Genomic DNA, 18800 nt, shown 5'->3' with positions numbered 1-18800 from the left:
GACAGGCAATGGGTCTATATAAACGCAGCAATATATTTCCACTCGTTGTAGAATAGCCCCTCGAGCGATAAAAGTTGGCCCCTTTTGGGCGCCACTGCAAACGAAACAGCTTTGGATTGGCTTTTGGCAAAGCAGGCCTGTTCCGTATGCTGCAAGTTTTTGACGCATTCTTGATCTATTGGTAACTCATGAACCCCATCGTAATAAACAGGCTGCAGCGGAAGCTGGGCTACACTTTTCAACAGCAGGAGCTCTTACTGCAAGCGTTAACTCACCGTAGCGCCAGCAGTAAACACAATGAACGTCTCGAGTTTCTGGGTGATTCGATCCTTAGTTTTGTCATCGCCAATGCGCTCTACCAGCGTTTTCCTCGCGTAGACGAAGGAGACATGAGCCGCATGCGTGCCACGCTGGTGCGGGGCAATACGTTGGCGGAGATGGCGCGCGAATTCGACCTGGGCGAATGTTTGCGTCTTGGGCCGGGCGAGCTGAAAAGTGGTGGATTCCGCCGCGAGTCGATCCTGGCGGATACGGTGGAGGCACTGATTGGCGGTGTGTTCCTGGATAGCGATATTCAAAACGTCGAGCGCCTGATTTTGGACTGGTATCGTAGCCGGTTGGACGAAATCAGCCCCGGTGATAAGCAGAAAGACCCGAAAACCCGTTTGCAGGAGTTTTTACAAGGTCGTCATCTGCCATTGCCAACATATCTGGTGGTGCAGGTTCGCGGTGAGGCGCACGATCAGGAGTTTACTATCCACTGTCAGGTGAGTGGTTTGAGCGAGCCCGTCGTGGGTACCGGTTCAAGCCGCCGTAAAGCCGAGCAGGCGGCAGCGGAACAAGCGCTGAAAAAGCTGGAGCTTGAATGAGCGAAGAAAAACAATACTGCGGTTTTATTGCGATCGTAGGTCGTCCCAACGTGGGCAAATCCACGTTGCTGAACCAACTGCTGGGGCAAAAAGTCTCCATCACCTCGCGTAAACCACAGACGACCCGTCACCGCATTATGGGTATCGATACCGATGGCGCTTATCAGGCCATTTACGTCGACACCCCGGGTCTGCATATCGAAGAAAAGCGTGCCATCAACCGTTTGATGAACCGCGCGGCCAGCAGCTCAATCGGCGACGTTGAGCTGGTGATCTTCGTCGTGGAAGGCACCAACTGGACTGCCGATGATGAAATGGTGGTCAACAAACTGCGCGGCCTGAAAAGCCCGGTTCTGCTGGCGATCAACAAGGTCGACAACGTTACCGACAAATCCAAGCTGTTGCCGCACATTGCGTTCCTCAGCCAGCAGATGAACTTCCTGGATGTGGTGCCGATCTCTGCCGAAAAAGGCATGAACGTGGACACTATCGCGGCTATCGCACGCAAAGTGTTGCCGGAAGCGGAACACCACTTCCCGGACGATTACATTACTGACCGTTCCCAGCGCTTTATGGCGTCGGAAATTATCCGTGAAAAGCTGATGCGTTTCCTGGGTGAGGAACTGCCTTACTCAGTGACGGTCGAGATCGAACAGTTTGTACCGAATGAGCGCGGTGGTTACGACGTGCACGGTCTGATCCTGGTTGAGCGTGAAGGCCAGAAGAAGATGGTGATCGGCAACAAAGGATCGAAGATCAAGACCATCGGTATTGAAGCCCGTCAGGACATGGAACAGATGTTTGAAGCCAAAGTGCATCTGGAGCTGTGGGTGAAAGTGAAATCGGGCTGGGCGGACGACGAACGTGCGCTGCGTAGCCTGGGCTATACCGACGACCTGAAGTAATACCTCCTATGGATGGCTGGGAGCGCGCTTTCGTCCTGCATGGGCGGCCCTTTAGTGAAACCAGCCTGATGCTGGACCTGTTCACGGAAGGTCATGGGCGGGTGCGCTTGCTGGCGAAAGGCGCACGCAGTCGCCGTTCCAATCTGAAGGGTTGCTTGCAACCCTTTACTCCTCTGTTAGTACGCTGGGGCGGTCGTGGCGAAGTTAAAACGCTGCGCGGTGCCGAAGCGGTCTCCCTCGGTTTACCCCTCAGCGGCATGATGCTTTACAGCGGTCTTTACGTGAATGAACTGTTGTCACGGGTGCTGGAGCAGGAAGGCAACTATTCGGTATTGTTCTTCGATTATCTGCAATGCTTACAGGCCCTGGCAGCGGAAGACAGCTCCCCGGAGCATGCCCTGCGGCAGTTCGAGTTGGCGCTGTTAGGACACTTGGGTTACGGGCTGGATTTCCTCCATTGTGCTGGCAGCGGTGAGCCGGTGGATGATGGCATGACCTATCGCTATCGGGAAGAAAAAGGCTTTATCGCCAGCCTGGTGGTGGATCATTACAGCTTTACCGGCCGTGAACTCCGCGCCCTGGATGAACGCCAATTCCCCGATGCAGAAACCCTGCGTGCAGCCAAGCGCTTTACCCGCATGGCGCTAAAACCCTATCTCGGCGGTAAGCCGCTCAAGAGCCGTGAACTGTTTCGCCAGTTCGTGCGCAAACAACCCGATACCCCCGTCGACGAAGCCTAAGCGGTTTCTGCTTTTGCCGTTTTGCCCGCCCGTGTAAACTGCTGCTACTGAAAATGACTTAGTAGAGGGTTGTCATGGCTGATTTACTGCTGGGCGTCAATATCGATCATATTGCCACGTTACGTAACGCGCGCGGCACCAATTACCCGGATCCGGTGCAGGCGGCATTTATTGCCGAGCAGGCGGGGGCCGATGGCATCACCGTTCACCTGCGTGAAGATCGCCGTCATATCACCGACCGCGACGTGCGTATCCTGCGCCAAACCATCCAGACCCGTATGAACCTGGAAATGGCCGTCACCGATGAAATGCTGGATATCGCCATTGAGCTGAAACCTCAATTTTGTTGTCTGGTGCCGGAAAAGCGTCAGGAAGTGACCACCGAAGGCGGGCTGGACGTGGCCGGGCAGCAGGACAAAATGGCCGTGGCGGTTGAACGCCTGGCGCAGGCTGGCATTTTGGTTTCGTTGTTTATCGATGCCGATCACCGTCAGATCGACGCGGCGGTAGCCGTAGGTGCACCTTATATCGAGATCCATACCGGTGCCTATGCCGAAGCGCAGGGCGATCTGGCCGTGCAAGCCGAGCTCAAGCGTATTGCCAAAGCGGCTACCTACGCGGCCAGCAAAGGCCTGAAGGTGAATGCGGGCCACGGTTTGACCTATCATAACGTGCAGCCGATCGCCGCGCTGCCAGAGATGCATGAGCTGAATATCGGCCATGCCATTATTGGCCAGGCGGTGATGAGCGGTTTACCGGCGGCGGTGGCTGACATGAAGCTGCTGATGCGGGAAGCGCGTCGCTAATGGCGGTACTGGGCTTGGGAACCGACATCGTGGAGATGGCGCGTATCGAAGCGGTGGTGGAACGCAGCGGCGATCGCCTGGCTCGCCGGGTGTTAAGCCCGGCCGAATGGGAGGTGTATCAACAACATCAGCAGCCGGTACGCTTCCTGGCGAAACGCTTTGCGGTCAAAGAGGCCGCCGCCAAGGCGTTCGGCACCGGCATCCGCAACGGCCTGGCGTTCAATCAGTTCGAAGTGTTCAATGATGCCCTGGGTAAACCCAATATCCGGCTGCATGAACGTGCAGCCGAGCTGGCGCAGGAGATGGGGGTCAAGTCGATCCACGTTTCTTTGGCGGATGAACGCCGCTATGCCTGTGCTACGGTGATCATCGAGGGGTAAGGAAGGAGCTGGCCGGAGCGCTTGGTTGGCTTGTGCACCTTCGGGAAATGGGTGCGAGAAGGAAGAATGGTGGGGTATTGCGCAGAAAAATCAGCGAACTCGATCGATCCCCTCTCCCTTTGGGAGAGGGTTAGGGTGAGGGGCGATTGACTCACAAACTATCGGCATGGTGCAGCACGACAAACTTGTCCCACAGCTGTTCCTGGTTCTCTACGTGCTGCGGATCGGTAATGATGGTGTTATCGATCGGGCACACCTGCTGGCAGGTTGGGGTCTCGTAATGCCCCACACATTCGGTGCAGCGGTTGGCATCGATCTGATAAATCTCATCCCCCATCGAAATCGCCTGGTTCGGGCATTCCGGCTCGCACATATCGCAGTTGATACATTTTTTGGTAATCAATAAAGCCATATCAATAAGTTACTCATTTAATCTTTTAAAATAAGCACTGGTTCGGTCAGCCGGTTTAACGGGGGTGCTTATTACTGTCAGGCAAACACCACTTTAAGACTGCCGGGTGTCCGGCGTGGCTTGCCTACCACAATTTGTACATCACGCCCTAAGCGGGTCAGGCATTCTAGCATTTTGGCTTCGCTGATGCCCCGGAACTGGCCGCGCAACAGATTAGACAGCTTGGGCTGTGTCATCCCCAGGAGCTTTGCGGCCTGCTCTTGTGTCAGACGGCGACTTTTGATGATGTCGCCAATTGTGCTGGCAAGTTGGGCTTTAACCTGCATTTCTTCAGCGCCGTCGCTGCCAATATCGGCATAAACGTTGCCGCTGCTGACTTCGATATCTTGGCTCATACTATGTCCCTCTGGCATGATTTTCTGCGGCTTTCAGTCGTTCACGGATTTTGTCCATATCTGGTTTCGGTGTGGCGATCCCGGCTGAAGACTTTTTCTGGAATGCGTGCAGAACATACACGGCATCACCAAACTTAACGGTATAGACTGCACGATAAGTATCAGTAAGAAAGTCTTAGTACTCCTGCCCCACCAAACCCTCTTAAGGGTTTCGTCTGGGAATGCTTACCACCTGCCTGCGCCAAGTGTAGAGCATAGCCGAAAACATCCTGAACCTCTTCGGGTAATGACTGGAGGTCTTTCTTACTGCTACCAACCCAATATAGTGGCTTCATCCGCGTTATCCATGCGTCAAATTATACCTATATGGATATAATTTAACATGACCAATGGTCGATTTATACTCAGAAAGCGAAAGAAGTTGATTTGATTAGTTCATACCACGTGTCCAACCGGCTCGTGCTGGAGCAGAGCCATAAACAGCAGGTCGGTCAGGGCGAACTGCGCGGTGCTGGAAGATATTGCCGCGCTGCGGATATTGGGCTCTTGCGCAATGGTATAAAGGCAGTGATCGGCCCGTTGCTGTAGGCCATTAGGTGAGAAGCTGGTCAGTGCCAACACCTTGGCTCCGGCAACACGCGCTTCTTCGGCAGCCAGGTTGATCTCCCGCCGTTCACCGCTAAACGAGATCGCCAGCAGCAGATCCTCCCTACTCAGCGCCTTTATCGTCGCCAGTTGAACGTACATATCCGCTTCTGCCACCGCCATCACGCCAATCTTTAGCAGCTTGAACGACAGGTCTTTGGCCACTAGCCCGGAAGCCCCGATGCCGACCAAGATCACCCGCCGCGCCGCGCGCAGCATCTCCAGGGCGGTAAGCAGCCGCTGTTCACTGTTGATATCCAGGGTAGCTCGTAATGCGGCCTGCTTTTCCAGTAGCAATTTCTCACCGACGGTTTTGAGCGGATCGCTGCTGAGGATGTGATTATGGACCGTCACCACCGGTGCGACCTGCGGTTGAGCCAGCACCTCACCCAATGCCAGCTTCAGCGCTGGAAATCCCTTGTAGCCCAGTTTCTGGGCGAACTTGACCACGCTCGATTGGCTGACACCGGCCAACTGGGCCAGCTTTTGTGAGCTGAGGTGGCGGGCCTGTTCGGCGTTATCCAACAGAAAGTCCGCCAGTTTGCGATCGTTTTGTGCCAGCGATGGGTAAATCTGACGAATGCGAAGAAGGGTACTCATGGTTTTTTCCTTTGAGCCAGCCAGCATTCTGCCATGCCGGTGGCAAAACGGGCAGCAATCATTTTTGCGAGCAGGCCGCTGAAACGCTTGCAGCAACACTATGACTTGATGAGTTAACGCGCCTGTGGCGTTGACCAATGTCGGTTGTATCTGGTCGGTCTAGTGATTACGATAATAGCCGGTTGTATTTTCACCTGCATAATGGGGTCAACGATCCTGAGGAGTAACGTTTGACTGACAAACCGGTTGCACAGGCCCAGCGCGTGGTATTTTTCGATCTGGATGGCACTTTGCATCAGGAAGACATGTTTGGCAGTTTCCTGCGCTTTTTGCTACGGCATCTGCCGTTGAACCTGGTGCTGGTGGTGCCGCTGTTACCCATTATCGGATTGGGTTTGTTGATCGGTGGGCGGGCGACACGCTGGCCCATGAGCCTGCTATTGTGGGCAATGACCTTTGGTCGTTCAGAGGCCAGGCTGAAAGCGCTCGAGGCGAAATTCGTCGACTATTTTCGCCGTAAGGTCACCGCCTTTCCGGTCGTGCAGATGCGTTTGCGCCAGTACCTGGATGCCCAGGATGCTCAAGTGTGGTTGATCACCGGCTCGCCGGAACGGCTGGTGGAGCAGGTTTATCGGGATTCTGCGTTCCTGCCACGGGTACGGCTGGTGGGGAGCAGCATTGTGCGTCGCTACGGGGGCTGGGTGTTGCCCATGCGCTGCCTGGGCGTTCAAAAGGTGGTGCAACTGGAGCAGCGCCTGGGAGCGCCATTGAAACTGTTCAGTGGCTACAGCGATAGCAAGCAGGATAACCCTTTGCTCTATTTTTGCGAACACCGCTGGCGGGTGGGTAAAGAAGGCGAGTTACAGCAGTTGGATTAAATAAGGCTCCCCCAGTCAAACGAGGGAGCCTGGCAGCGGTTACATGGCTGCTTTAAAGATGGCCACAATCTGTTCGTGGCTTGCCTGGATTGGATTGGTAAATCCGCAGGCATCGTTCAGGGCGTTAGTGGCTAACGTAGCAAAGTCTTCTTCTTTGACCTGCAGATCGCGTAAGCCAGCAGGAATTCCCACGTCTTTCGCCAGTTGGCGAATGGCGGCGATACAAGCGGCAGCGCCTTGCTCATCGCTAAGGCCTGCAACATTTACGCCCATAGCGGCGGCAATGTCTTTCAGACGCCCTGCGGCAACCTGAGTATTGAACTCTTGCACGTGCGGCAACAGCACGGCGTTACACACGCCATGTGGCAGGTTGTAGAAGCCACCCAACTGGTGCGCCATAGCGTGCACATAACCCAATGAGGCGTTATTAAATGCCATACCGGCCAGGAACTGGGCATAGGCCATGTTCTCGCGCGCCTGCATGTTTTGCCCGTCGTTGACTGCATCACGTAAAGACTCGGCAATCATGGTGGCGGCTTTTAGCGCGCAGGCATCGGTGATTGGGTTGGCGGCGCTGGAGACGTAGGCTTCGATAGCGTGGGTCAAAGCATCCATACCGGTGGCAGCGGTCAGGCCTTTTGGCATGCCAGCCATCAGGTGAGGATCGTTGACCGACAGGATCGGAGTCACGTGCTTGTCGACAATCGCCATTTTGATGTGGCGCGCTTCGTCGGTGATGATACAAAAACGCGTCATCTCCGAAGCGGTACCCGCAGTGGTGTTGATCGCAACGACCGGCAACTGCGGCTTAGCTGAGCGATCAACCCCTTCATAGTCTTTGATTTCCCCGCCGTTAGCGGCGACCAGGGCAATCCCTTTCGCACAGTCATGCGGCGAACCGCCACCCAGAGACACGACACAGTCACAGTGATGTGCGCGCAACAGTTCCAGGCCCTGTTTTACGTTTTCCGTGGTCGGGTTGGGATGCGTGCCGTCATAGACGCAGCTTTCAATGTTCTGTGCCGCTAACAGGGCTTGCACCTGAGCGACGACGCCAATGCCGTTCAAAACCTTGTCGGTCACGATCAGTGCGTTATGCAGACCATGCTCTTTCATGGTTTTTGCCGCGTCTTCCAGACAGCCGGAACCAATCATGTTGATGGAAGGGATAAAGAATGTTGAGGCAGCCATAAACTACTCCTTATAAAGGCTTTTTGCGTGAGGTAAACATTATCGTGCTAATGCTTAAGAGAATATGATCTATCACAATTTAGTTAGAAAAAATTTGCTTAATTCTGCAGCTTGATTTTCCACCAGTTTATAACGTTTATCTGAAATTTTAAGAAATGAATAAAATTTAATCATCATTAAATATGATGTTATTGATTTGTTGGTGGCGTTTTGAGCGATCGACAAATGTGGCCGGTTCAAGCTTATTTGCATCAACAAGGCCGAGTGGCTGCGGCAAAAGGGACTAGTGTGTATAATGCCCGCCGCGATGCGCACGAGGATTGATGTGGTGAATGAATATAGTGATGAGTATTGGATGCGTCAGGCGTTAAGCCTGGCTCAACGTGCGCAGGAAGAAGGTGAGGTGCCGGTTGGGGCGCTGCTGGTGCTGGACAATCAGGTGATTGGCGAAGGTTGGAACCGGCCGATCGGCCGCCACGATCCCACCGCTCATGCTGAGATCATGGCGCTGCGGCAGGGGGGAGCGGTATTGCAGAATTATCGCCTGCTGAATGCCACGCTGTATGTCACGCTGGAGCCTTGCGTGATGTGCGCCGGGGCGATGGTGCACAGCCGCATCCGTCGTTTGGTATACGGCGCGGCCGATGAAAAAACCGGAGCGGTGGGTTCGCTGGTGGATATTCTGCGCCATCCGGGCATGAATCATCAGGTAGAAATCGTCTCGGGCGTGCTGGCAGAAGAGTGCGCCGCCACCCTCAGCAACTTTTTCCGCATGCGTCGCGAGCAGAAAAAAGCGCTGAAGCTGGCGCAACGGGCCGGAAAAGACCCACAATAACTACATATTGAATCACTACAGGGCGAGCGCCAGCTTGGCTTCCACGGCAGGATAGCCTTTGGCCAGTTCGGCCTGTTTCATTGCTTCTACCGCCTTCTTCTCTTTTTCCAACAGATAGCCCACCAGGCTGACCTGATAACGGCGGATGTTTTCCACGTAGTTATAGGCTTCGCGGCCACGGGCATAGCCATAGGTGAGTGATGGATAGTAGCGCTTCTGGCTAAGCATCGGCAGGCGCTGTTTCACGTCGACCCAACTGTCGGGGTTGCCTTGCTGGTTTTTGGTGAGTTTACGCGCGTCCAGCATATGGCCCCAGCCCATGTTATAGGCGGCCAGTGCGAACCAGATCCGCTCATCTTCTGGTACCGTGTCGGGAACTTTCGCCATCAGACGCTGCAGATAGAGCGCCCCGCCTTGAATACTCTGCTCCGGATCGAGCCTGTCGGTGACGCCCAGGCCGTCTGCAGTGGCTCTGGTCAGCATCATCAGCCCACGGACACCGGTGGGGGAGGTCGCCTGAGGATTCCAGTGAGATTCCTGATAGGCGATGGCGGCCAGCAGCTTCCAGTCAATTTCGCTGGCATACTTTTCAAACAGCGAGCGGAAAGTGGGCAATACCGAGTCGATGGCCGACAGGAAGGTTTTAGTATCAACGTAGTCAAAACTGCCCACGTGTCCCAGATACTTCTCCTCCAACCGTGCCAGCGTGCCGTCTTCTACCCTTTGGCTATAAAAATCCAGCAGCGCAGCGTACAGGCTATCGTCATTGCTGCGCTTCAGATACCAGGTCACTGGCTCTTCATCGGTAATGTCAAAAGCGACGGCCAGCTGTGGATGGATACGCTGCAGCAGGGCAATGGTCACGGAATCGCCGATGGTGTAATCCAGCTTGCCATCGGCCACCTGTTCCAGCAGCTCTTTTGACGTCATATCGCTCGACGCTTCCCAACTGAGATCGGGGTATTTGCTTTGTTTTAGCTGCTTTAGCGTGCTGACGTGCGCCGAACCGGAGGCCACCGCCAGCTTGCCTTTGATATCGGCAAAGGATTTTGGCCGCGTGGTACCCAACCGATAAACCAACTGCTGGGAAACGGAATAGTACGCCGGGCCGGTACTGGCGCGGCTGAGGCGATCCCGGTTGTAGATTAACCCGGCGGCGAGAATATCGGCATTGTCGTCATCGAGATCGTCAAACAGGTCATTGATGTTTTGGTGTGGGATCACCACCAGCTTGACCCCCAGGTAGTTGGCAAAGCTTTTGGCCAGCTCATAGTCAAGGCCACTCGGCCCCTGTGGGGTAGTGAAATAGGTTAACGGTGAGTTTAACGTGCTGACGCGCAGTTCCCCACGCGCTTTGATCGCCTCGAGTTGGCCTCCCTGTCCACCACGCCAGGCGATATTGGGCCACAGGGCTAGCGCCAGCAACAGGGCCACAACACCGATTAGAATGTAATTTATTTTTAGGCGTTTCAAATAGTTATCTCAAATAGATGCACGCTTTATATTGACCGGAATCAGGATTTTTTCATGGTTAAATCACCAGTGCCGGGGCATTTTGCGCAACATTACGCCAGCGTGCAACTTTATTGATAGGTTATGAGAATTCGGCAGCGGGAATAGCTTTTATCAATAATAGCTACGCAAACGGTTTCGTCGGCGGCGCGGATTATCTATAATGGCGCGCGTTTTCCCCCTGTTGCGCCCAATGAAGTGCTGAACCCAGTTGCTTCGAAGACGAGAGAACTTTGATTATGGAAATACTGCGTGGTTCGCCCGCTTTGTCGGCTTTTCGTATTACCAAACTACTGTCCCGCTGCCAGGATGCTCAACTGCCGATCGTTGATATCTATGCCGAGTACGTTCACTTTGCCGATGTCAGCGCACCGCTAAGCGCCGAAGAGCAGGCCAAGCTGCAGCGGTTGCTCAAGTACGGCCCTTCTCTCGCTGAACATGCTCCGCAAGGCCGCCTGCTGTTGGTGACGCCGCGCCCGGGCACCATTTCGCCGTGGTCTTCCAAAGCCACCGATATTGCCCATAACTGTGGCCTGACGCAGGTGGTTCGTCTTGAGCGCGGCCTGGCATTTTATGTCACAGCGCCGACCTTGACCGATGCCCAGTGGCAACAGCTTGCCTCCCTGCTGCACGATCGCATGATGGAAACGGTATTCAGCGAGCTGCAACAGGCGGAAACACTGTTCTCTCATCATCAGCCCGCACCGTATCAGACGGTGGATATCCTGGCCCGGGGCCGCAGCGCGCTGGAACAGGCCAACACCAAACTGGGGCTTGCCCTGGCGCAGGACGAGATCGACTACCTGCTGGCCGCCTTTACCGAGTTGGGGCGCAACCCAACGGATATTGAGCTGTACATGTTTGCACAGGCCAACTCCGAACATTGCCGCCACAAGATTTTCAACGCCGACTGGGTCATCGACGGCGAACAGCAACCGAAGTCGCTGTTCAAAATGATCAAGAATACCTTTGAGCAGACGCCGGACTACGTGCTTTCTGCCTATAAAGACAACGCAGCGGTGATGGAAGGTTCCCAGGTAGGGCGCTTCTTTGCCGCGCCGCAAAGCGGCCTGTATGACTATCATCAGGAAGAAGCACACATCCTGATGAAGGTGGAAACCCATAACCACCCGACGGCGATCTCGCCTTGGCCAGGAGCTGCGACCGGTTCTGGCGGTGAGATCCGCGACGAAGGCGCTACCGGCCGTGGCGCGAAGCCGAAAGCTGGCCTGGTAGGGTTCTCGGTTTCCAACCTGCGTATTCCGGGTTTCGAACAGCCTTGGGAACAGGATTTCGGCAAGCCGGATCGCATCGTCACCGCGCTGGATATCATGACCGAAGGCCCATTGGGCGGTGCGGCATTCAATAACGAGTTTGGTCGCCCGGCGCTGGTCGGTTACTTCCGTACTTATGAAGAGCGCGTCAATAGCCACAACGGCGTTGAGCTGCGTGGCTACCACAAACCGATCATGCTGGCAGGCGGCCTGGGCAACATCCGCGCCGATCATGTGCAAAAAGGTGAGATTACCGTGGGTGCCAAACTGGTGGTGCTGGGTGGCCCGGCGATGAACATCGGTTTGGGCGGCGGGGCGGCTTCTTCGATGGCCTCTGGTCAGTCTGATGCCGATCTGGATTTTGCTTCCGTACAGCGTGATAACCCGGAAATGGAACGCCGCTGCCAAGAGGTGATCGATCGCTGCTGGCAGATGGGCGATAGCAACCCGATCCTGTTTATCCACGATGTGGGGGCCGGTGGCCTGTCGAACGCGATGCCGGAACTGGTTAGCGACGGTGGCCGCGGGGGCCGTTTCGAACTGCGTGACATTCTCAACGACGAGCCGGGCATGAGCCCGCTGGAAGTGTGGTGTAACGAATCTCAAGAGCGTTATGTGATGGCAGTAGCGCCTGAGCAGATGGCGACCTTTGAGGAAATCTGCCGCCGTGAGCGCGCACCTTTTGCGGTGATTGGTGAAGCGACGGAAGAACGCCATCTGACGCTCAACGATCGCCACTTTGACAATCAGCCGATCGACATGCCGTTGGATGTGCTGTTGGGCAAAACGCCAAAAATGACCCGCGACGTGAAACGTCAACAGGCGAGCGGCGAAGCGTTGCAGCGTGCTGATATCTCCATTGCCGATGCGGTCAAGCGGGTGCTGCACTTGCCAGCCGTGGCGGAGAAAACCTTCCTGATCACCATTGGCGACCGTACCGTCACCGGCATGGTTGCGCGCGACCAGATGGTTGGCCCGTGGCAGATCCCGGTAGCTGACTGTGCGGTAACCACGGCCAGCCTGGACAGCTATTACGGGGAAGCGATGTCGATCGGTGAGCGTGCTCCCGTCGCATTGCTGGATTTTGCCGCCTCAGGCCGCCTGGCGGTAGGGGAAGCGCTGACCAACCTGGCCGCGGTGGAAATCGGTTCGCTCAAGCGGGTGAAACTTTCTGCCAACTGGATGGCCGCAGCAGGCCACCCTGGCGAAGATGCCGGCCTGTATGAAGCGGTGAAGGCGGTGGGTGAAGAACTTTGCCCTGCGCTGGGGATCACCATTCCGGTGGGCAAAGACTCGATGTCGATGAAAACTCGCTGGCAGGAAGGCAATGAACAGCGGGAAATGACGTCACCATTGTCGCTGGTGATCACCGCGTTTGCTCGCGTGGAAGATGTGCGCCACACCGTGACGCCGCAACTGCGTACCGACAAGGGTGATAGCGCACTGTTATTGATTGACCTGGGTAATGGTCACAATGCCCTGGGGGCAACGGCGTTGGCGCAGGTTTATCGCCAACTGGGCGACAAGCCAGCCGATGTTCGCAACGTGGAGCAATTGGCCGGTTTCTTCAACGCGATGCAGCAACTGGTGGCGGATCGTGCGCTGTTGGCCTATCACGACCGTTCTGATGGCGGCCTGTTGGTCACCTTGGCCGAGATGGCATTTGCCGGGCATTGCGGCGTAGAAGTCGATATTCAGGCGCTGGGTTCCGACGCCTTGGCTGCCTTGTTCAACGAGGAACTGGGTGCGGTGATCCAGGTGCCAGCTGCGCAACTGGCAGCCGTACAGCAAGTCTTTGCCCAACACGGTCTGACGGATAACGTGCATCACCTTGGCCAGGCGCTGAGTGGCGATCGTTTCGTTATCACCAGCGCTGGCAAACCGGTGTACAGCGAAAGCCGCAGCACTCTGCGTACCTGGTGGGCTGAAACCACCTGGCAGATGCAGCGCCTGCGTGATAACCCGGAATGTGCCGATCAGGAGCACCAGGCCAAGCAGGAAGAGCGCGATCCGGGCCTGAACGTCAAGCTGACTTTCGCTACGGACGACGACATCGCGGCACCTTATATCGCCAAGGGCGCACGCCCTAAAGTTGCGGTATTGCGTGAGCAAGGGGTTAACTCCCACGTTGAGATGGCCGCAGCGTTCCACCGTGCCGGTTTCGATGCGGTTGATGTTCACATGAGCGATCTGCTGGCAGGCCGCCGCGATTTGCAAGAGTTCCACACGCTGGTGGCCTGTGGCGGCTTCTCTTATGGCGACGTGTTGGGGGCTGGTGAAGGCTGGGCGAAATCGATACTGTTCAACGAGCGCGTACGCGATGAGTTTGCCGATTTCTTCCATCGCCCGCAGACCTTGGCGCTGGGCGTTTGTAACGGTTGCCAGATGATGTCCAACCTGCGTGAACTGATCCCGGGGGCTGAACATTGGCCGCGCTTTGTGCGCAACCTGTCGGATCGTTTCGAAGCGCGCTTCAGCCTGGTGGAAGTGGCCAGTAGCCCGTCGCTGTTTATGCAGGGTATGACAGGTTCGCGCATGCCGATTGCCGTCTCTCATGGTGAAGGCCATGTAGAAGTGCGCGATGCGGCGCATCTGGCGGCGTTGGAACATCACGGCCTGGTTGCGTTACGCTTTGTCGACAACCATGGTCAAGTGACCGAAGCTTACCCTGCCAACCCGAACGGCTCACCGAATGGGATTACCGCAGTGACTAGCAGCAATGGCCGCGCCACCGTAATGATGCCGCATCCAGAACGCGTGTTCCGCACCGTCAGCAACTCCTGGCATCCAGAGGAGTGGGGTGAAGACAGCCCTTGGATGCGCATGTTCCGCAACGCTCGCAAGCAACTGGGGTAATTTAACCTGAGGTTTGCGTGAAGTTTACTGAGGCGCCGCATTGGCGCCTTTTTTATTTCTTTATTTTTTAATCGGTTAGCCCGTATGTCGGTTTTTTGAGACAAAGGCCATATTGCCTGTCTCTAAAAAGAGACATTTAACTCATTGATTTTTATATGAGTTAAATCGATCGGATTTAGTTGTCGTGTTTTGGCGACGGTATGTCGGATTAATACTCAAGCTTGACTACCCAAGTAGAGCGCCGGAAGTGATGTTGAAATAAATTATCGTTAATAAACAATATGATATAAATATTTTCATAAAGTTGGCACGGAAGGTGCATTATAACTATCAGTTGCTCATTCAACTTTTTATGATTGGCCCCGTCTAGTATGGAACAGCGCCTCATAAGCCTCCGAATGATGCCTAAGAAATGGTGCCTATCGTCCAACCAAACCGATAACAGACGCGCAAGCGACTTTATCAAGCATCGGACGACACGTGGAGTGAGGCACCGCCTAGTATCCAACTGTGATGATATGTTCATCAATCCCGGATACTTTTTGGATGCTATTCGTCCCAATCAGATGCCAGCTTAGTGCTACATCACCTGGGGACGAGGAGTAAGGGCATCCACATATTCCTTGCGATGGGGCATCATGCCCCAGCGTCAATATCCAAACCGCGTTGCCTCCGTTATTTCCCTCGATACGTTCTCAAACCACATCAGTTTCCTCTTTTGGGATAACGCGTTTTTGCTTATCTGAACGCCATTAATCCGCTGCCGGGCTTTTCTCTCCCCGGATTGTCGGTTAGCATCTGGGCAGACTAGAGATAATGAGATGATTTCTTTGAAAAGATGGCGTCTATTTCCACGCTCGTTGCGCCAATTGGTCGTAATGGCGTTCCTGCTGGTGCTGTTACCGCTGCTGGTATTGGCTTATCAGGCCTACCAAAGCCTGGATCATCTCAGCGCGCAGGCGGCGGATATCAACCGTACGACGCTGGTGGATGCCCGGCGCAGTGAGGCAATGACCAGCGTGGCGCTGGAAATGGAGCGCAGCTATCGTCAGTATTGCGTACTGGTCGATCCGACCCTGGAGCGGCTGTACCAGAACCAGCGTAAACAGTATTCACAAATGCTGGATGCCCACGCCCCGATCCTGCCGGACGAACGTTACTACCAGACACTTCGTAAACTGCTGACTCAGCTTGCCACTATCAAGTGCCAGAGCAGCGGGCCGGACAAGGAAGCTTCACTACTGTTAGAGTCTTTTTCACATTCCAACGCCGAAATGGTCCAGGCCACCCGTACCGTAATCTTTTCCCGTGGGCAGCAACTGCAGCAGGCGATCGCCGAGCGTGGCCAATACTTTGGTTGGCAAGCGCTGTTGCTGTTCCTGGTCAGCGTACTGTTGGTGGTGCTGTTTACCCGCATGATTATCGGGCCCGTCAAGGCCGTTGAGCGTATGATTAACCGCCTGGGGGAAGGGCGTCCCATCGGCATGACGGCATCCTTTAAAGGCCCGCGTGAACTGCGTTCTTTGGCTCAGCGGATTGTCTGGTTGAGCGAGCGCCTGGCCTGGCTGGAATCGCAGCGTCATGAGTTCCTGCGCCATATCTCCCATGAGCTGAAAACGCCGCTGGCCAGCATGCGTGAAGGCACCGAGCTGTTGGCCGATGGTGTGGCAGGCCCGCTCACCTCCGATCAGAAAGAGGTGGTGGCGATCCTCGATCAGAGCAGCCGCCATCTGCAATTGTTGATTGAGCAACTGCTGGATTACAACCGCAAACTGGCAGATGGCCCGTCGGAACATGAAAACGTCGAGCTGGAAGAACTGGTGGATATGGTGGTCGCCGCCCACAGTTTGCCGGCACGTGCCAAGATGATCCGTACGGAAGTCAAACTTGAGGCGGAAATCTGCTGGGCAGAGCCTACGCTATTAATGCGCGTACTGGATAATCTCTACTCCAATGCGGTGCACTACGGCAAGGAATCCGGTAACATTTGGATCCGCAGCCGCCAGGTCGGCCAGCGGGTACAGATTGACGTTGCCAATACCGGCAGCGCGATCCCGCAAGCGGAACGAACCATGATTTTTGAGCCTTTTTTCCAGGGGAGTCACCAGAGAAAAGGGGCCGTTAAAGGAAGCGGACTGGGGCTGAGCATTGCACAGGACTGTATTCGCCGTATGCGTGGCGAATTGACATTGGTGGATCTCGCCGATGCCGACGTCTGCTTCCGTATTGAATTGCCATTAACCGCCGAGAATGAATAAATAATGTACACAGGGTCTAATCGCGCTTATCAATCGCAGACCGAAGGTTCACCGCGTGTTTCTCTACGCGCACCGCTCGGCAAACATTCGCTTTCTTTTTTGGGCACGATCCTTTTTGCCCCGTTTCTGCTGATTGGCTGTGTCGATCGTGCCGTCAGTAGCGGCCCAGCCCAGCAGCAACAGGAAGCGATCCCGGATACCAAGGTGGTGGATTACCGCATTGCGCCTTGCGATACGCTATGGCAGCTTGACGAAAAAGAAGCCTTGGAAAACTCACTCTTTTGGCTGCGGGCGATGGACTGCGCCGATCGTATCGGCTCCACGCAGGCCAGAGCGTTAGCGAAAACCCTGCCGGGCAACAATTGGCAGGACGTGTTCAAGCAAAGCATTTTGCTGGGCAGCGCTGAGCCGAGCTCGAGTGAGCGCCGTCAGATCATCGATCGTCTGAACAGCTATCGTCTCGAGTTCCCTAACTCGCTGCGTCCATTGCTGCAACTGTGGCGTCAGCAGCAGGCGTTGCAAGTGAGCCTGTTTGACGAGCGGGCGCGTTACCAGCACCTGCAGGAAAGTTCAGACAGCCAGATCGATTTGCTGCGCCAGAACCAGATCCATCTGCAGAGCCAGTTGCAGGAGACCTCCCGCAAACTGGAGAACCTGACCGATATCGAGCGCCAGCTTTCGTCACGCAAGCAAATGCAGGGGGAAATCCCGGAAAGCAGCGTGGCGCAGCCTAAAGCCGAGCCCGCAGGCAAGCCCGCAGCGCCCGCCAAAGTGGCCGAGCCCGCAGAGCCAGCCCCGGTGACTGAAACCGGTACCGCCTTGCCGGTAGAGCCGGAAGAGACCTACACGCCGCCCGCGGCTAACAAGGAGTCCCCAGCGCAATGACAGCTCGCAAACCGGCCAATCTGTTGTTGGTTGACGACGATCCCAGCCTGCTCAAGCTGTTGGGAATGCGCCTGACCAGCGAAGGTTTTCACGTTACTACGGCGGAAAGCGGCCAAGAGGCGTTGCGCCTGCTGGCCCGCGAAAAGATCGACCTGGTGATCAGCGATCTGCGGATGGATGAAATGGACGGCATGGCGCTGTTTGCCGAGATCCAGAAATACCAGCCGGGGATGCCGGTGATCATCCTGACCGCCCACGGTTCTATCCCGGACGCGGTGGCGGCGACCCAGCAGGGGGTGTTCAGCTTCCTGACTAAACCGGTCGATCGCGATGCGTTGTATAAGGCGATCGATGAAGCGCTGTCGCTGTCGTCGATCCCAGCCGGTGATGACAGCTGGCGTGAGGATTTTGTCACCCGCAGCCCGATTATGCTGCGGCTGCTTGAACAGGCCAAGATGGTCGCCCAGTCGGACGTCAGCGTGCTGATCAATGGCCAGAGTGGCACCGGTAAAGAGGTGTTGGCACAGGCCATCCATGCGGCCAGCCCACGGGCCAAGAAAGCCTTTATCGCCATCAACTGCGGTGCGTTGCCGGAGCAACTGCTGGAGTCGGAGCTGTTTGGCCATGCCAAAGGGGCGTTCACCGGTGCCGTCAGCAGCCGTGAAGGTTTGTTCCAGGCGGCAGAAGGGGGCACGCTGTTCCTGGATGAGATTGGCGATATGCCGCTCTCGCTGCAGGTAAAATTGCTACGCGTGTTGCAGGAACGCAAGGTGCGCCCACTGGGCAGCAACCGCGATCTGGATATTGACGTACGCATCATTTCCGCCACCCACCGCGATCTGCCTAAAGCGATGGTAAAAAACGAGTTCCGTGAAGATCTCTATTATCGTCTGAACGTGGTTAACCTGAAAATACCAGCGCTCAACGAGCGGGCCGAAGATATCCCGCTGCTGGCCAACCATCTGCTACGTGCTTCGGCGCTGCGCCACAAACCTTTTGTACGCAGTTTCTCCTCCGATGCCATGAAACGCCTGATGACCGCCAGCTGGCCCGGCAACGTGCGCCAGTTGGTGAACGTGATCGAGCAGTGCGTGGCATTGACTACGGCACCGGTGATCAGTGAAGCGCTGGTTGAGCAGGCGCTGGAAGGGGAAAACACGGCGTTGCCAACCTTTGTCGAGGCGCGCAACCAGTTTGAATTACACTATCTACGTAAACTGTTGCAGATCACCAAGGGTAACGTTACCCAGGCCGCGCGCATGGCGGGCCGTAACCGTACTGAGTTCTATAAATTGTTGTCGCGCCATGAACTGGATGCCAACGATTTCAAAGAATGATGTTTTCTTTTCTGAACCTGCA

16 protein-coding genes and 1 pseudogene are annotated in these 18800 nt (G+C 55.6%); 11 read left to right on the top strand and 6 right to left on the bottom strand.

From position 1 onward, the window contains the following. Positions 1-188 precede the first annotated feature (188 nt). From rnc to acpS, 5 genes are all read left to right on the top strand, one after another. Positions 189-869, top strand: a complete 681-nt coding sequence (rnc, locus tag KGP21_RS21415) for a ribonuclease III (protein ID WP_021178901.1) — start codon at positions 189-191, stop codon at positions 867-869. Then, the gene (gene era / locus KGP21_RS21410; protein WP_094982606.1) at positions 866-1774 is read left to right on the top strand and encodes a GTPase Era; all 909 of its coding nucleotides are present in this window, start codon (positions 866-868) and stop codon (positions 1772-1774) included. Before rnc ends, era begins: the two co-directional genes overlap by 4 nt. An 8-nt stretch (positions 1775-1782) precedes the next feature. Beyond that, positions 1783-2514, top strand: coding sequence for a DNA repair protein RecO (gene recO, locus KGP21_RS21405; RefSeq protein WP_021178899.1), 732 nt, complete (start codon positions 1783-1785; stop codon positions 2512-2514). A gap of 74 nt (positions 2515-2588) precedes the next feature. Next, positions 2589-3320 (top strand): pyridoxine 5'-phosphate synthase, encoded by a 732-nt coding sequence (gene pdxJ, locus KGP21_RS21400; protein ID WP_071683945.1) that lies wholly within the window; start codon positions 2589-2591, stop codon positions 3318-3320. Then, positions 3320-3700 carry a holo-ACP synthase gene (gene acpS, locus KGP21_RS21395; RefSeq protein ID WP_059201551.1) on the top strand — a complete coding sequence of 127 codons (381 nt, stop codon included), beginning with the start codon at positions 3320-3322 and terminating at the stop codon, positions 3698-3700. Before pdxJ ends, acpS begins: the two co-directional genes overlap by 1 nt. 151 nt (positions 3701-3851) lie before the next feature. Here acpS and KGP21_RS21390 read toward each other — a convergent pair whose 3' ends face one another. The 4 genes and pseudogenes from KGP21_RS21390 to KGP21_RS21375 all read right to left on the bottom strand — a co-directional run bounded on the left by KGP21_RS21390 (position 3852) and on the right by KGP21_RS21375 (position 5752). Then, entirely contained in the window at positions 3852-4112 is a 261-nt protein-coding gene (locus tag KGP21_RS21390) for a YfhL family 4Fe-4S dicluster ferredoxin (protein ID WP_071683942.1), read from the bottom strand. Positions 4113-4189: 77 nt separating this feature from the next. Then, on the bottom strand, positions 4190-4507 hold the full coding sequence (locus KGP21_RS21385; protein ID WP_024484273.1) for a helix-turn-helix domain-containing protein: 318 nt from the start codon (positions 4505-4507) through the stop codon (positions 4190-4192). A 1-nt stretch (position 4508) separates the two neighbouring features. Continuing rightward, positions 4509-4842 (bottom strand): annotated as a pseudogene (locus KGP21_RS21380) (type II toxin-antitoxin system RelE/ParE family toxin). A gap of 100 nt (positions 4843-4942) precedes the next feature. Further along, positions 4943-5752, bottom strand: a complete 810-nt coding sequence (locus tag KGP21_RS21375) for a MurR/RpiR family transcriptional regulator (protein ID WP_094982605.1) — start codon at positions 5750-5752, stop codon at positions 4943-4945. Between the two features lie 230 nt (positions 5753-5982). On the opposite strand from KGP21_RS21375, the gene yfhb reads away from it, so the two are divergent. Further along, the gene (gene yfhb / locus KGP21_RS21370; RefSeq protein WP_021178894.1) at positions 5983-6630 is read left to right on the top strand and encodes a phosphatidylglycerophosphatase C; all 648 of its coding nucleotides are present in this window, start codon (positions 5983-5985) and stop codon (positions 6628-6630) included. 39 nt (positions 6631-6669) lie between these two features. Here the strand turns inward: yfhb and yiaY are convergent, their stop codons facing one another. Next, complete coding sequence (gene yiaY, locus KGP21_RS21365; RefSeq protein WP_059201549.1) at positions 6670-7821, bottom strand: L-threonine dehydrogenase; 1152 nt, start codon at positions 7819-7821, stop codon at positions 6670-6672. Between the two features lie 328 nt (positions 7822-8149). Between yiaY and tadA the strand changes: the two genes are divergently transcribed. Next, on the top strand, positions 8150-8656 hold the full coding sequence (tadA, locus tag KGP21_RS21360) for a tRNA adenosine(34) deaminase TadA (RefSeq protein WP_024484269.1): 507 nt from the start codon (positions 8150-8152) through the stop codon (positions 8654-8656). A gap of 15 nt (positions 8657-8671) precedes the next feature. Here the strand turns inward: tadA and mltF are convergent, their stop codons facing one another. Further along, the gene (gene mltF, locus KGP21_RS21355) at positions 8672-10129 is read right to left on the bottom strand and encodes a membrane-bound lytic murein transglycosylase MltF (protein WP_037376561.1); all 1458 of its coding nucleotides are present in this window, start codon (positions 10127-10129) and stop codon (positions 8672-8674) included. Between the two features lie 275 nt (positions 10130-10404). Between mltF and purL the strand changes: the two genes are divergently transcribed. The 4 genes from purL to glrR all read left to right on the top strand — a co-directional run bounded on the left by purL (position 10405) and on the right by glrR (position 18778). Then, positions 10405-14298 (top strand): phosphoribosylformylglycinamidine synthase, encoded by a 3894-nt coding sequence (gene purL / locus KGP21_RS21350; protein ID WP_223501551.1) that lies wholly within the window; start codon positions 10405-10407, stop codon positions 14296-14298. Between the two features lie 821 nt (positions 14299-15119). After that, a complete protein-coding gene (locus tag KGP21_RS21345; RefSeq protein WP_223536219.1) occupies positions 15120-16556 on the top strand; it encodes a HAMP domain-containing sensor histidine kinase in 1437 nt (478 codons plus the stop codon). Between the two features lie 3 nt (positions 16557-16559). Further along, complete coding sequence (gene qseG, locus KGP21_RS21340; protein WP_218519022.1) at positions 16560-17441, top strand: two-component system QseEF-associated lipoprotein QseG; 882 nt, start codon at positions 16560-16562, stop codon at positions 17439-17441. Continuing rightward, entirely contained in the window at positions 17438-18778 is a 1341-nt protein-coding gene (gene glrR / locus KGP21_RS21335) for a two-component system response regulator GlrR (RefSeq protein WP_021178888.1), read from the top strand. Before qseG ends, glrR begins: the two co-directional genes overlap by 4 nt. Positions 18779-18800: the final 22 nt, after the last annotated feature.

The organism is Serratia sp. JSRIV004, from assembly GCF_019968705.1.
GTDB classification, from domain to species: Bacteria; Pseudomonadota; Gammaproteobacteria; order Enterobacterales; family Enterobacteriaceae; genus Chania; species Chania fonticola_B.
The sequence above is the reverse complement of the archived record's forward strand: the minus strand, read 5'-3'. Positions and strand labels throughout refer to the sequence as shown.

Bases quoted from the DNA above. Each gene is read 5' to 3' on its own strand.
- rnc (WP_021178901.1), top strand. From the start codon at position 189: ATGAACCCCATCGTAATAAACAGGCTGCAGCGGAAGCTGGGCTACACT.
- era (WP_094982606.1), top strand. From the start codon at position 866: ATGAGCGAAGAAAAACAATACTGCGGTTTTATTGCGATCGTAGGTCGT.
- recO (WP_021178899.1), top strand. From the start codon at position 1,783: ATGGATGGCTGGGAGCGCGCTTTCGTCCTGCATGGGCGGCCCTTTAGT.
- pdxJ (WP_071683945.1), top strand. From the start codon at position 2,589: ATGGCTGATTTACTGCTGGGCGTCAATATCGATCATATTGCCACGTTA.
- acpS (WP_059201551.1), top strand. From the start codon at position 3,320: ATGGCGGTACTGGGCTTGGGAACCGACATCGTGGAGATGGCGCGTATC.
- KGP21_RS21390 (WP_071683942.1), bottom strand. From the start codon at position 4,112: ATGGCTTTATTGATTACCAAAAAATGTATCAACTGCGATATGTGCGAG.
- KGP21_RS21385 (WP_024484273.1), bottom strand. From the start codon at position 4,507: ATGAGCCAAGATATCGAAGTCAGCAGCGGCAACGTTTATGCCGATATT.
- KGP21_RS21375 (WP_094982605.1), bottom strand. From the start codon at position 5,752: ATGAGTACCCTTCTTCGCATTCGTCAGATTTACCCATCGCTGGCACAA.
- yiaY (WP_059201549.1), bottom strand. From the start codon at position 7,821: ATGGCTGCCTCAACATTCTTTATCCCTTCCATCAACATGATTGGTTCC.
- KGP21_RS21345 (WP_223536219.1), top strand. From the start codon at position 15,120: ATGATTTCTTTGAAAAGATGGCGTCTATTTCCACGCTCGTTGCGCCAA.
- qseG (WP_218519022.1), top strand. From the start codon at position 16,560: ATGTACACAGGGTCTAATCGCGCTTATCAATCGCAGACCGAAGGTTCA.
- glrR (WP_021178888.1), top strand. From the start codon at position 17,438: ATGACAGCTCGCAAACCGGCCAATCTGTTGTTGGTTGACGACGATCCC.